Source organism: Salipiger bermudensis HTCC2601 (genome assembly GCF_000153725.1).
GTDB lineage: Bacteria > Pseudomonadota > Alphaproteobacteria > Rhodobacterales > Rhodobacteraceae > Salipiger > Salipiger bermudensis.
This window is the reverse complement of sequence record NZ_DS022276.1, coordinates 2,304,273-2,317,157: the sequence shown is the minus strand read 5'-3', so window position 1 is coordinate 2,317,157 and position 12,885 is coordinate 2,304,273. Positions and strand designations below refer to the sequence as shown.

Here is a 12,885-nt window from a genome sequence, read left to right as displayed (position 1 = left end):
CAGAGAGTAGACAGCATGGCGCATATGTCGAGGGCCGAGGTGACCGTCGATAATCCCGCACCGCAGCCGGCCCGGCCAAAACGCAGGCTCGGCCACACCATCTAGTTTCCATCTTCGCCGCTTTCCGCCATATATGGGGCTTACCGACTCGCAGACCGAAGAAGGGATTCCCCATGCCGCTCAGCCCGGAACAGCAGGCCGAAATCGACGCGCAGCGCAGCGAGACGCAGCCCACCCTGCGCGCCGTCTCCGCCGGCATGGAGGCGCATCTCTACACCGCCAAGCCGGTGCTCGATCACGGCTTCGTCCGGGTCATCGACTACATGGGCGACGACGCGGCGATCTGTCAGGCGGCGCGGGTCTCCTACGGGCGCGGCACCAAGTCGGTGAGCAATGACGAGGGGCTGATCCGCTACCTGATGCGGCACTGGCACTCGACCCCGTTCGAGATGTGCGAGATCAAGCTGCACGTGAAGCTGCCGATCTTCGTGGCGCGGCAGTGGATCCGCCACCGCACCGCCAACGTCAATGAATACTCCGCCCGCTACTCGATCCTCGACCGCGAGTTCTACATCCCCGCGCCCGAGCATCTGGCGGCGCAGTCGGTGACCAACAACCAGGGCCGCGGCGAAGCGCTCGAGGGAGCCGAGGCCGACCGCGTGCTGCGCTACCTGCGCGACGACGCGATGCGCGCCTTCGACCACTACGAAGAGATGATCTCGACCGAGGACCAGCAGGGCCTCGCGCGCGAGCTGGCGCGGATGAACCTGCCCGCCAACACCTACACCCAGTGGTACTGGAAGGTGGACCTGCACAACCTGCTGCACTTCCTCCGCCTGCGCGCCGACAGCCATGCTCAGTACGAGATCCGCGTCTACGCCGACGCGATCTGCGAGATGGTCGCCGACTGGGTGCCCTTCGCCTACAAGGCCTTCGAGGATTACCGCATGGGCGGTGCCCAGCTGTCCTCGACCGCGCTCGACTGCGTGCGCCGGATGCTGAAGGGCGAAGAGGTCTCGCAGGAGACCTCGGGCATGTCCAAGGGCGAGTGGCGCGAGTTCAAGGCAGTGCTCGACGGGGAAGGCTGAGGGCCTTCCCTAGGGAAGCGCGGAGCCATTTGGCGAAACGATCGGAACCGCCGCGCATCGCCGGACCGCGGGGCGGCGAAACCACTGTGGAATCCCTCGATTTATCCGGGCCAAGCCCGAAAGACCTCGAAGCTGAGTGCCCGGCCCTTCCAGATCGCCGGCCCGTGCGGGCGGGTCATGCCGGAGGCATGCTTCCAGCATGACCGATGCGCGCCTCTCGGCGCTTGCTTGCAAACACCTGCCGGCAACACATCGCGAAACGCGATGTGTGAGAGGCAGCCTTCGGCCTTGAGTCCGCGCAGGCCCCCCCTTACTCCGCCGCCTCGACCAGCGGCAGGCCTCCGATCCGCGCCAGAAGCGAGATGATCTCGTCCACGCCCTTGCCCTGCCGCAGAGACGCGAAGACGAAAGGCCGTCCGGCGCGCATCTTGGTGGCGTCGCGCTCCATGACATCGAGCGAGGCGCCGACATGGGGCGCGAGATCTGTCTTGTTGATCACCAGGATGTCCGACTTGGTGATCGCCGGCCCGCCCTTGCGCGGGATCTCCTCGCCGGCGGCGGTGTCGATCACGTAGATCGTCACATCGGCCAGCTCGGGCGAGAACGTGGCCGAGAGGTTGTCGCCGCCGCTCTCGATCAGGATCAGGTCGAGATCCGGGTGCACCTCGTTGAGCTCGGCAATGGCGGCGAGGTTGATCGAGGCATCCTCGCGGATCGCGGTATGCGGGCAGCCGCCGGTCTCCACCCCCTTGATGCGGTCGAGCGGCAGCACCTGCTGGCGCATCAGCTCCTCCGCATCCTCGCGGGTGTAAATGTCGTTGGTGACCACCGCCATCGACAGTCGGTCACGCAGGGCGCGCGCAAGCGCCGCTGTCAGCGTCGTCTTGCCGGCGCCAACCGGGCCACCGAGGCCGACACGCAGGGGTCCGTTGGGGGATGCCATCATCTCTCTCCGTTATGATCTGAGGCCATGATCCGGGGTCATGATCTGAATAGCCGGGAATACAGCATGTCATGGCGCTGACTGGCGATGTCAATGAGCGGCGCGAAGCCGCCCAGATCGTCGAGCTCCGCCTCAAGCGCACGTCCGGCCAGCTCGGCGCAGAGCGGCGCCAGCGCCTGCACCACGCGCTGCCCGTCGGTCTGACCGAGCGGGATCAGTCGCACGCCGGCGCCCGCGAGGTTCGCGGCAAAGGCTTGCAGGTAGAGCCGCAGCGCCTCCTCCAAGGGCAGCTCCAGCGCCTGCACCGCGAGCCCCACCGCCACCGGGTAGGGCGCGGCCGGGATCTCGCGCCCCCAGACCTCCGAGACCGTGGCGGCAAAGGCCCGCCCCTGCTGCTCGGTCTCGAGCCGCCGCTCGGCCGAGGGCGAAAGCGCCAGCCCCAGCTCCGAGAGCATGGCGGCGTCGGCGCCCTGTGCCGCCTGCGCCAGCAGGACCGCGTCGGACCAGCCCGCGCCGTGGCGCAGCACCGCCTCGAGCCAGCCTTGCAGGGCGCTGGCGTCGCTCACCTGCCCCGCCTGCACCGCTGTTTCCAGCCCATGCGAATAGGCGAAGGCGCCAACGGGGAAGGCCGGCGAGAACAGCTGGTGCAGGGTGAGCGCAACGTCAGTGCTCATGGTCGTGGTGATGATGCCCGTGGTCATGGTCATGCGCATGCGAGTGACCGTGGGAATGCCCCTCCGGCCCGTGGCTGTGCGAGTGGTCATGGCCGTGGGTCCGGCCGTGGCCGTAGGCGCCGCCCTCCGGGGTGAAAGGCTCGTCGACCTCCGTGACCGTGGCGCCGATGCGCTGCAGCATGTCGCGGATCACGTGATCGCGCTGGATCAGCAGCCGCACGGCTTCGATCTGGCAGGGGGTGTGGCGGTTGCCGATATGCCACGCGATGCGCGGCAGGTCGTCCCCGCTCACCGCCAGCAGAGGCTCGGACGCCGCCACCACCTCGACCAGCCGCCCGTCGGTGAGCCGGAAGGCATCGCCGTGATCGAGGCTTTCTGTATGGGCCAAATCGACGAGAAAACCCGCACCGGATCCGGCGGTCAGCACCTTGCGACGCAGGAACCGGTCCTCGTAGGACAGGGTCACGGTGTCCGAGGCGGTCTCCCAGTGGCCCTTGCGGGCGATCTCGTGAGCGGTGGGCAACTGGGTCATGTCAGGTCCTTGGTCTTGGAAACGGCGCGGCGGCGGGGCCGCGAAACGAAGAAGGCCACGGCCCGGACGATCCCGGGCGCGTGGCCTTGATGCATGTCTCCGGCGCGCGCGTCAAAGCGCGCTGCGCGGGCAGAGATCAGAGGTAGTAGACGTCGTGGAAGACGTGGCGCACGATGTCCTCGCGGCGGATGCCACGCTCGGCCAGCTCGACGTCGGACAGGCGCTGCAGCGCTTCGATGCGGCGCAGGCGCGGGTTCGCTTCGCCCATCGCAACGATCACGTTGCCGATCGAGGTCAGAAGACGGGTAAAGAACGGTGCGGCGACGTGGCGCTCGCTTGCGGTCATGAATGCCATTTGTAGGAACCTTCCTATTGATGTTCAGGTCCCCTCCCTTGCCAACAAGGTAAGCGATGCTGCCCGAGTTCTCAAATGCTGCATCTGCATTGTCGGGTTTCTGCAGGTGCATAGGTCGCAGATGGTTCAATATTAAACTTTCCACTGGTTTCCCGTTCATCGCACCGCCTCGACGCTGGTATATATGTAACGGTCGTCGCCATGCGCATGGCTGGACTGCACCAGATAGGACACTCCGAGCTCGGGAAGCCAGTTCACGTAGTCGGTCACCTCGTAGGGATCGGGGCTGTAGGTCTGGACCACCGGAATCATGTCGAACGTGCATTTGCCCAGCCCGATCTCGGTGACCGGCCCGAACGCATAGCTCTGGTGCTCGGGCTCCGAGCCGCCGCCTTCCTCCACGGTGACGTCGACCGCCCAGTCGCCTTCCGGCGTCGGGCGCGGCATCTCGGCCGCGGGCATCGGATAGGAGAAGCGCACCTGCGTCTCGGGCAGCAGCTCGCCCTCGGCCAGCCCCACGTTGTCGAGCACGTAGAGCCCCTGCCCCAGCAGGATGCGGCTCTCCTCGCTGCCGCTGGTGTAGGTCGAGAGCACCACGTTCTCGCTCACCCGGCGGAACAGCTCGGTGTCGCCATCGAGGGTGCGAAACAGGATCCCGGTGTCGAGATCCTCGGCGGTCGGGCAGACGGCCGGCGCCACCGTGGGCAGCGCCAGCGCGACGAGGGGCGCAAAGAGCTTCATGCAGAGCCCTCTACCCCGTTGCTTCAGTAGAGGAAATAGCGCTGCGCCATCGGCAGCTCGGTGGCCGGCTCGCAGGTCAGCAGCTCGCCATTGGCGCGCACCTCGTAGGTCTCGGGATTGACCTCGACCTCCGGCGTCTCGGCATTGTGGATCAGGTCCTTCTTGCCGATGCCGCGGGTGTTCTTCACCGCCACGGTCTGCTTGGCGAGGCCCAGCGAGGCGCCGATGCCCTCGGCCTGCGCCGCCTCGGAGACGAAGATCACCGCCGAATTCTCGACCGAGCGACCGTAGGCGCCCCACATGGGCCGCGAATAGACCGGCTGCGGCGTCGGGATCGAGGCGTTGGGATCGCCCATCTGGGCGCAGACGATGGTGCCGCCCATCAGCACCATCTCGGGCTTCACCCCGAAGAAGGCCGGCGACCACAGCACCAGGTCGGCACGCTTGCCGACCTCGATGGAGCCGATCTCCTGCGAGATGCCATGCGCGATGGCGGGGTTGATGGTGTACTTGGCGATGTAGCGGCGGACGCGGAAGTTGTCGTTGTGGCCGGTCTCGTCCGAAAGCCGCCCACGCTGCTTCTTCATCTTGTCGGCGGTCTGCCAGGTGCGGATGATCACTTCGCCCACGCGGCCCATGGCCTGGCTATCCGAGGCGATGATCGAGAACGCTCCCATGTCGTGCAAGATGTCCTCGGCGGCGATGGTTTCGCGGCGGATGCGGCTCTCGGCAAAGGCCACGTCCTCGGGGATCGACTTGTCGAGGTGGTGGCAGACCATGAGCATGTCGAGATGCTCTTCCAGCGTGTTTCCGGTATAGGGCCGCGTCGGGTTGGTCGAGCTCGGCAGCACGAACTCCTCGCCGCAGATCTTGATGATGTCCGGGGCATGGCCGCCGCCCGCGCCCTCGGTGTGGAAGGCGTGGATGGTGCGGCCCTTCATGGCGCCCACGGTGTTCTCGACGAAGCCGGACTCGTTGAGCGTGTCGGTGTGGATCATCACCTGCACGTCCCAGGCATCTGCGACGCTCAGGCAATTGTCGATGGTGGCGGGGGTGGTGCCCCAGTCCTCGTGCAGCTTGAGGCAGCAGGCGCCGGCCTTGATCTGCTCTTCCAGCGGCGCCGGCAGCGAGGCGTTGCCCTTGCCGGCGAAGGCCAGGTTCATCGGAAAGGCGTCGGCGGCCTGCATCATGCGGCCAAGATGCCACGGACCGGGCGTGCAGGTGGTGGCCAGCGTGCCATGCGCCGGGCCGGTGCCGCCGCCGAGCATGGTGGTCAGGCCAGAGTGCAGCGCGTCCTCGATCTGCTGCGGGCAGATGTAGTGGATATGGCTGTCCATGCCGCCGGCAGTCAGGATGCGCCCCTCGCCGGCGATCACCTCGGTTCCGGGGCCGACGATGATGCTGACGCCGGGCTGGGTGTCGGGGTTGCCGGCCTTGCCGATCGTGTGGATGCGCCCGTCCTTGAGGCCGACATCGGCCTTGTAGATGCCGGTGTGGTCGACGATCAGCGCATTGGTGATGACGGTGTCGACCGCGCCCTCGGCGCGGGTCGCCTGGCTCTGGCCCATGCCGTCGCGGATCACCTTGCCGCCGCCAAACTTGACCTCTTCGCCGTAGACCGGGGCGTTGCCGCCGACCGCCTGGCCCACCGCCTCGGCGGTCAGGTCACGCTCGACCTCGATGATCAGGTCGGTGTCGGCGAGGCGCAGCTTGTCGCCGGTGGTGGGGCCGAACATGGCGGCATAATCGGCGCGGGAGATCGTGGCTGGCATGTGGTGGTCCTTGGTCATCAGGTCGGCATCGGCGTCCGCAGCGTCCTGCCGCGCGCCGGTTGGATTTAAGTCAGACGGGCGTCCCGGGCTCGTGAGAGCGGCGCGCCGCGGGCACGGCCTTGAGCCCTGAGTTGGCGCGCGGACGGCCACCGCCGGACAGCGCCACCGGGCCGCAGATCCCCATGCTCATCGGCGCGGGCATCAGCGGCGCCACCGCCAGCGGCTGGCGGGCGTTCCAGAATGCCTTCTGCTGCATCACCCCGGCCTCGTAGACGGCCTGGGCCATGCGCATCTGCAGGCTGATCATCTCGACCCCCATCTGCATGGCGGTAAATCCCCAGTAGGTCGGCAACATCGCGGCACCCTCCTCGGTCGATGCGTCGTTCAGGCTCCGAAATTCATGTTCGGCCCGCGCTTGGCGAGCCGCTTGCGGTTCGAACGCGCCTTGCGCTCCAGCGGTCCGGCCCACGCCATGACCACGCGCTCGGGCGCGGCCCCGCCCATGGCTGCGCGACTGGCGCTCCACCAGCTCTGCATCAGCGCCGGGCTCTTTTCCGTCACCATGCGCACGTTCTCGGACGGATCCACCGACCACAGCCCGGCCATGCCGAGCGTCCGGTAGGCCACCACCTGCTGCGCCTCGGCCGCCAGCGAGGCGACCTTCAGCGCACTGCGCTGCCATTCCAGCATCTGGCTGAACATCTCAGAGCGCCCCCATGATCTTCTGGTTGAAGCCGTAGATCTTCCGCGCGCCGGAGATCGGGATCAGGTTGACCTCGCGGCGCTGACCCGGCTCGAAGCGCACAGCGGTGCCGGCAGCGATGTCGAGCCGCAGACCGCGCGCGGCGTCGCGATCGAAGTCGAGCGCCGGGTTGGTCTCGGCGAAATGGTAGTGCGAGCCCACCTGCACCGGGCGATCACCCGTGTTCGCCACCATCAGCGTGATCGCCTCGCGATCGGCGTTGAGGGTGAGCTCCCCCTCGGCGGGGATCAGCTCGCCCGGGATCATTTGCGGCCCCGGAGGCGCGCCAGCGCCAGCGGTGCGCCCACCGCCACGACGCCAAGCAGCGCCACGACGATCAGCCACGAAGCCCCGTCATGCGGGTGCACGTGCGGCGCATCGCCGGAATGGGCCAGCGCCGGACCGGCGACAAGGGCGAGAGGGAGAGCGTATTTCATTGCGGTATCCTTCTGAGGGGAGATCAGCGGATCGGGTTGTGGACGGTGACCAGCTTGGTGCCGTCCGGGAAGGTGGCCTCGACCTGCACTTCGTGGATCATCTCGGAGATGCCGTCCATGCATTGCTCGGCGCTGATGACCTGCGCACCGGCCTCCATCATCTCGGCCACGGAACGTCCGTCGCGGGCGCCCTCGACCACCGCGTCGGTGATCAGCGCCACCGCCTCCGGGTAGTTCAGCTTCACGCCGCGGGCGAGGCGTTTGCGCGCCACTTCGGCGGCCATTGCGACAAGCAGCTTGTCCTTTTCGCGGGGGGTCAATTGCATGGGTCAGATCATCCAGGGTCGTGGAAGTTCGGCGCCGCTCAGGCGGCGCAGGACAGGGGCAAGGTGGCCCCGCAGTGTGTAGCCGTCAACGGAAACCAGACGGAGTACCAGAAGTTCCTCCGACAGCGCCGAGACCCCCGCCGTCTCCGGCAGCATCCCGCGCAGCGCATCGCGCAGCGTGGCCGCTCCGGGGGCGGCATGGATCACCGTCGCCACCGCCCCGGCACCGCCGGCAATCGCCGGATGCGCGAGCGTATCGGCGGCATCGCCGCTCAGGTGCAGCCGGTCGGCAAAGGCCAGCCGACCGTCGACGCGCAGGTCGATATGGTCGCGCAGGCGCAGGTCGTGCAGCACCTCGCCCATCGCGTGGCGGCCAAAGACCAGGGACTCGCAGGCGGTGAGCCTTGCGTCCCCGGCCATGTCGATGCGCAGCCGCCGGTCGAGCGCGCCGCCCTCGAAGAGGATGGTTTCCTGCGGCAGCCAGTCGAGCCGTGCGCCAGCCTCGAGCGCCAACCGGGTCTCGACCCGGCCGGTCTCGGCGGGCAGCGCGCGGTAGACACGCTCGGCCGCCTGCGTGGTCATCACGAGATGCGAGCCGGCCTCGGCGCGCGCCTCGACATCGAAGGCATCGCCCCCGGTCACCCCGCCCGAACTGTTGAGATAGACCGCCTGCAACGCGTCTTTCACACGCGGAAACAGCAGCTTGGAGCTTCCGGACATGTGCAGGTCCGAAATCGCCGAGCGGCCGTTGCGCAGACGGACACCCAACCGGGCCTTCCCTCTTGCGCGCTGCGCGGCAATGGCGGCGGGCGCGGTCATCTGCGGCTGATCATATGGTATGGCGCGGCCCTCCTGCGGCAGGCACCCTTGGCAGACCCTGCGGCAAGGGCAAGCAGGCGACCCGCCTCACGAACCGGCTCGGAGCCTGAGAGGCGCCTCAATGCGCATGACGAGGGCGATATGGCCCGAAACGCCCGCAAATTTGGCGAAATGAAAATCACGTCTCCCGCTCGCTCTCAGCCCGGATCTGCACTCCCTGATCGCAACGGGCGGGCTTGAGGTCGAGCACTGGCGTGCCGTCGAGGCAGTCGAGCCCGCGCACCACCAGCACCGGCCCCTCGCGGCGCACGAGCCGGACCATCGAGCTGCCGATGGGGTTGGGACGTTGCGGCGAGCGCAGACTGAAGGTGCCGCGCGGCCCGTCGCTGCCGCGCGGGCGCTGAGTCAGCAGGTCGCGGCGCGAGCGGTCAAGCCAGTAGAGCAGCTCGAGCCAAGCCTTGCCCTCGATCCCGGCCAGCGCCGGCTCGAGACGCGGATCGAGCTCGACGCGGCACTCGGGCCCCTCCTCCGGATCGCCCTGCCGCGGACAGTCGGCCCGGGTGAGGAACGGGGTGCGGATGCGCCCGATGAAGCGCAACTGCGCGTCATCCGCTGGCGGCAGATCGACGGTGGTCTCTCCGGGGCGGATCTCGGCCTCGTCCGACATGGCTGGGTCTCCTTGCTTTGCGCTCAGCCTAGCGCTTCGCACGCGGCGCCGCCACGGGCTCGGACACGGATCAGCCCTTGCGCGCCGCTTTCAGCCCTTCGAGCGCCATGCGCGCGCCATCGGCCACGACCACCGGCACCGCCTGCGCCTCGAGCGCCAGCCGGTAGGGCTGCGCGGCGTTGCCCTCGGCGACGATGGCGACGCTCTGCCCCAGCCAGTAGGGCTTGGCGGCGGCGAGCTCCATGCCAACCAGAAGCCCCATGGCGCGCGACGCCGCGAGCGTGTCGCCAAGACCGCTGAGATGGCGCTCGGCGCGGATCACCGCGAGCTCACCGGCGAAATTCGCCGGGCGCCCCATGGCCTGATCCGCCGCCTGCAGCAGCGCGTCCTCGTCGAACGCGGCGGGGGCGTCGACACCAAGCGCCTCGGGCGCGCCCAGCAGATCGAAGAGCGTCCCGGTCAGAGCGCTGCGAAAGCTGACGATCTCGCCTGCACTCACATGCACCCAGCGGCTCTGCGCCCCGGGCAGGCAGATCACCCCGTCGAAGCGCGGGTTGAGCGAAAGAAAGCCCGCAACCCGGGTCTCCTCGCCATGCAGCACGTCCACCGGGCGCTCCTGCGCGATGCCGGGAAGGCGGTGCAGATCGCCGTCGCGCTGCGCCTGCGCCAGCTTCGGCGGAGTGCAGGGTACGGCGGCGAATGGCAGCTTCGCGGCGCCGCTGACAACGACCGGCGTGCCCGGATCGAGGCCGGGCAGCGCATGGCTCAGGGTGCGGGAGAGGTCCTCGCCCCCCTCCGCGATGCACTCGGTCTGGGCCAGGACGGTGTCATCCGCGGCCATCTGCCAGATGCGCAGACGACTCTCGCGGTGTTCGGCGGCGATCCAGTCGGGCGTTGTCATGGGCGGCACTCCTTCTGCCGCGACAGGTACGCCCCGCGCCGCCGCGGTTCAAGGCCGGGGCGCAACGCCTCTCAGGGCCACCACGCCTGCCCGACCTCGACCAGCAGCTTGAGACAGAGCAGCCCGAGCGCCACGTTGACCAGGAGGAAGAAGGCGCGTTCCGGCAGCCAGCGGGTCACGCGATAGCCCGACCACGCGCCAATGAGCGCCAGCGGCGCCAGCACCGCGATCTGCTGCAGGCTGTCCCACGTCACCTGCCCGGCGAGGATGTAGGGCGGCAGTTTCATCCAGTTGATGCAGGCGAAGGTGATGGTGGCCGTACCCGCGAAAGTCATCTTGGGCATCTTCTGCGGCAGCGTGTAGGCTTGGAACGGCGGCCCACCGGCATGGCTGATATAGCTGGTGAACCCCGCGAGCGCGCCCCAGAACAGACCGCGCGGCACGTCCGCCGGGCAGGCGGCGAAATCGCCCGCCAGCCGCTTGCGCAGCGCATCGGCAAGATAGCCCAGCCCGATCAGCGCCACGACGAGCTTGGTGGCCTCGACCGGCACCCGCGAGATCAGCAGGAAGGCGACGAAGATGCCGATGGCCGCCGCCGGGATCAGGATCTTCAGGTTGCGCGCGGAATAATGCCCGCGGAACAACCAGACCGCGTAGACATCGGCGAGGATGTACATCGGCAGCAGCAGGCCCGCGGCGGCAGCAGGGGCGATGAAGATCGACAGGATCGGGACACCCATCATCGCCACCATGGGCAAACCGCCCTTCGACATGCCGACAAAGAACGTCGCCGCCCCTGCGGCGATCCAGAAAGCGACCGTCTGTTCCAATGCCTGCCCTTTGCCTCACGTCACCAACCCCGCCCGTCATGCACCGGGCCGGCGGTGACGAAAAGGGAAAAGCCATCAGGCCGCTTCGCGGGAATGCGCCTTCAGCATCGGACAGGTCAGCTCTGCATCCTCCTGCAACGGGCGGTTGGGCTGCAGACCTGCCGCCTTGAGGTCGTCGTGATAGGCGCGCACCGCCTCGTGGGAGGACATGCCGTCACGGATCACGCGGCGCATCGCGACCAGCATCAGCACCGGATCCTCGCAGTGGAAACTCTCGCGGCTGAAGTTCGCCAGCCGGGCACCGTGGCGTTCCGCCTGCGCCAGCCGCTCGAGGCAGTCGCGGGTGGTGCCGTTCGGGCAGCCGGTGACGCCGATGACGATACGCGAGGGGTGCCAGCTTGCCAGCTCCTCGGTGGCGGCAGGGCCGTGGTAATCGACCTCGATGAAGATCGGCCGCTCGCGCCGCGCCACCCCGGCGAGGCTGCGGATCAGGATATCGTTGCGGAAGGCGGCATAGTCGGCATCGCCGGTGTCGATTTCCACCTTCGGATCCGAGACCTGCAGGAAGTGCCGGATGCCGACCTTGCTGGCGATGTCGCGAAATTCGCAATAGGCGGTGAGCGTGGCGTGATCCTGCTCGGGACTGTTGTAGAAGGTCATGCCGTAAAGCCCGAGATTGGCCACCGGCTTGACCGCGTCGAGCCGGGCAGAGCGGAACGGCAGCGCCGGATAGGACGGATAGGCGCCGCCGCGCACGCGCCACATGTCGGTGGGATCGTTGAGCCGCACCGCGGGCGTGGCGGTGGCGCGGGCATAGACGCCGGATTCCGCCAGCATCTCGGCGGTGGAGAGAGAGGTCAGCACGATATCGGCAAGGTCGCTTTCGATCACCCGCCGGACGTCGGCCCGGTAGGCGGCAAGCGGGCGCGGCCGCCCCAGCCCATCGCGCCCGGTGGCCGAACACCCGCGCAGCAGATCGGCATCCTTGGCGAAGGTGATGATGAAATCCCGGCGGCTGTAATCCTCGGCCGTGATCTTGGCAAGTTTCTCGTCGATGCGTCTCATGTCTGCGGGTCCGCCATGCCATCTTGCCGTATTGCGCCATTCAACACCCGGCAAGGCCGGAGGCGCCACGGCCGCAGCTTAGCCGATCACAGCTTACGCAATGGTAAAGGCGCTCAGACCGGCACCACGTCGACGTGATGGGTGGTCTTGTGCGACCCCGAGGAGCGCAGCGAGCCCTTGACCGGGGCCACGTCGGAATAGTCGCGCCCGAAGGCCACGGTGACATGATCGGTGCCGGCGCGGATGGCGTTGGTGGGATCGAAGGCGACCCAGCCGGTCTCGGCGCCGCACCAGGCCCGCACCCAGGCATGCATGGCGTCGGCCCCCTCGAGCCGCTTCTGCCCCTTGGGCGGTATCGTGCGCAGAAATCCCGAGACGTAGCCCGCCGGGATGCCGATGGCACGCAACCCGGTGATCATCACGTGGCTGATGTCCTGGCAGACGCCGCGGCGGGCGCGGAACGCCTCGATCGGGGTGGTGGTGACCTCGGTGGCGCCGGGATCGAAGGCAAAGGCCTCGTGGAGGGCCGCGCTCACCGCGTCGACCGCCGCCAGCGCCGAAAGTCCGGGCGATACGCAGTCGCGGACGAAGGCGGCAATCTCGGGCTCGGGCCGCAGCCGTGGCGAGGCGCCGAGGAAATGATGCGGGCTTTCGGGCGCGATGCTCTGGATCTGCGCCACCTCGCGCGGCACGTCCTCGAGCGCGCAGGACAGATCCAGCCCGCGCGACGGCTCGTGGCACAACACACGGCCCTTGAACAGGAAATCGATCTCCGTGAGCCGCCGTTCATGCGCCAGCTCGGTGCAGGGATTGCCGAAGAAATCGAGATCGTCGATGCGGTGATCCGGAGCCGGATCGGTGGTCACCACGCCGTAGAGCAGCTGTTGGTCCGGCAAGGTGCGCGGCAGCATCCGCAGCAGCGTCCGGCTTGCCGCCGCCGGGCTCTGGTAGCTGTAGGCGATGCGCAGGGTGATGTCGTATGTCTGGCTCATG

18 protein-coding genes are annotated in these 12,885 nt (G+C 68.1%); 1 reads left to right on the top strand and 17 read right to left on the bottom strand.

Translation table 11 applies throughout. The features are described 5' to 3' along the window. Window positions 1-173 precede the first annotated feature (173 nt). Window positions 174-1,088, top strand: coding sequence for an FAD-dependent thymidylate synthase (gene thyX, locus R2601_RS11060; RefSeq protein ID WP_007798024.1), 915 nt, complete (start codon window positions 174-176; stop codon window positions 1,086-1,088). Between the two features lie 310 nt (window positions 1,089-1,398). On the opposite strand, the gene ureG is transcribed toward thyX, so the two are convergent. The 17 genes from ureG to R2601_RS10980 all read right to left on the bottom strand — a co-directional run bounded on the left by ureG (window position 1,399) and on the right by R2601_RS10980 (window position 12,884). After that, entirely contained in the window at window positions 1,399-2,031 is a 633-nt protein-coding gene (gene ureG, locus R2601_RS11055; protein WP_040545316.1) for an urease accessory protein UreG, read from the bottom strand. A gap of 38 nt (window positions 2,032-2,069) precedes the next feature. After that, window positions 2,070-2,744: an urease accessory protein UreF gene (locus tag R2601_RS11050; RefSeq protein ID WP_007798018.1), complete on the bottom strand. Its 675-nt coding sequence runs from the start codon at window positions 2,742-2,744 to the stop codon at window positions 2,070-2,072. Beyond that, window positions 2,695-3,237 (bottom strand): urease accessory protein UreE, encoded by a 543-nt coding sequence (gene ureE / locus R2601_RS11045; protein WP_007798016.1) that lies wholly within the window; start codon window positions 3,235-3,237, stop codon window positions 2,695-2,697. Before ureE ends, R2601_RS11050 begins: the two co-directional genes overlap by 50 nt. Before the next feature lie 136 nt (window positions 3,238-3,373). After that, the gene (locus R2601_RS11040) at window positions 3,374-3,592 is read right to left on the bottom strand and encodes a DUF1127 domain-containing protein (RefSeq protein WP_007798013.1); all 219 of its coding nucleotides are present in this window, start codon (window positions 3,590-3,592) and stop codon (window positions 3,374-3,376) included. Window positions 3,593-3,748: 156 nt separating this feature from the next. Then, window positions 3,749-4,333 carry a hypothetical protein gene (locus tag R2601_RS11035; RefSeq protein WP_007798010.1) on the bottom strand — a complete coding sequence of 195 codons (585 nt, stop codon included), beginning with the start codon at window positions 4,331-4,333 and terminating at the stop codon, window positions 3,749-3,751. 23 nt (window positions 4,334-4,356) lie between these two features. After that, the gene (gene ureC, locus R2601_RS11030) at window positions 4,357-6,105 is read right to left on the bottom strand and encodes an urease subunit alpha (RefSeq protein ID WP_007798007.1); all 1,749 of its coding nucleotides are present in this window, start codon (window positions 6,103-6,105) and stop codon (window positions 4,357-4,359) included. 70 nt (window positions 6,106-6,175) lie between these two features. Beyond that, on the bottom strand, window positions 6,176-6,460 hold the full coding sequence (locus R2601_RS11025; protein WP_007798003.1) for a hypothetical protein: 285 nt from the start codon (window positions 6,458-6,460) through the stop codon (window positions 6,176-6,178). Between the two features lie 29 nt (window positions 6,461-6,489). Then, a complete protein-coding gene (locus tag R2601_RS11020) occupies window positions 6,490-6,807 on the bottom strand; it encodes a hypothetical protein (RefSeq protein WP_007798000.1) in 318 nt (105 codons plus the stop codon). A gap of 1 nt (window position 6,808) precedes the next feature. Next, window positions 6,809-7,114, bottom strand: a complete 306-nt coding sequence (locus R2601_RS11015) for an urease subunit beta (RefSeq protein WP_007797998.1) — start codon at window positions 7,112-7,114, stop codon at window positions 6,809-6,811. After that, the gene (locus R2601_RS26975) at window positions 7,111-7,284 is read right to left on the bottom strand and encodes a hypothetical protein (RefSeq protein ID WP_007797995.1); all 174 of its coding nucleotides are present in this window, start codon (window positions 7,282-7,284) and stop codon (window positions 7,111-7,113) included. The genes R2601_RS11015 and R2601_RS26975 overlap by 4 nt, the downstream gene beginning before the upstream one ends. 23 nt (window positions 7,285-7,307) lie before the next feature. Further along, complete coding sequence (locus tag R2601_RS11010) at window positions 7,308-7,610, bottom strand: urease subunit gamma (RefSeq protein WP_007797992.1); 303 nt, start codon at window positions 7,608-7,610, stop codon at window positions 7,308-7,310. Between the two features lie 3 nt (window positions 7,611-7,613). Next, a complete protein-coding gene (locus R2601_RS11005) occupies window positions 7,614-8,429 on the bottom strand; it encodes an urease accessory protein UreD (RefSeq protein WP_040544614.1) in 816 nt (271 codons plus the stop codon). A 178-nt stretch (window positions 8,430-8,607) separates the two neighbouring features. After that, the gene (gene tsaA, locus R2601_RS11000) at window positions 8,608-9,096 is read right to left on the bottom strand and encodes a tRNA (N6-threonylcarbamoyladenosine(37)-N6)-methyltransferase TrmO (protein WP_007797987.1); all 489 of its coding nucleotides are present in this window, start codon (window positions 9,094-9,096) and stop codon (window positions 8,608-8,610) included. A 70-nt stretch (window positions 9,097-9,166) separates the two neighbouring features. Beyond that, entirely contained in the window at window positions 9,167-9,997 is an 831-nt protein-coding gene (locus tag R2601_RS10995; protein WP_007797984.1) for a 2-dehydro-3-deoxygalactonokinase, read from the bottom strand. A gap of 71 nt (window positions 9,998-10,068) precedes the next feature. Beyond that, entirely contained in the window at window positions 10,069-10,827 is a 759-nt protein-coding gene (locus R2601_RS10990) for a sulfite exporter TauE/SafE family protein (RefSeq protein ID WP_007797981.1), read from the bottom strand. A 75-nt stretch (window positions 10,828-10,902) separates the two neighbouring features. Beyond that, window positions 10,903-11,892 (bottom strand): hypothetical protein, encoded by a 990-nt coding sequence (locus R2601_RS10985; RefSeq protein ID WP_007797978.1) that lies wholly within the window; start codon window positions 11,890-11,892, stop codon window positions 10,903-10,905. Between the two features lie 113 nt (window positions 11,893-12,005). Next, complete coding sequence (locus R2601_RS10980; RefSeq protein ID WP_040545313.1) at window positions 12,006-12,884, bottom strand: transglutaminase family protein; 879 nt, start codon at window positions 12,882-12,884, stop codon at window positions 12,006-12,008. Window position 12,885: the final 1 nt, after the last annotated feature.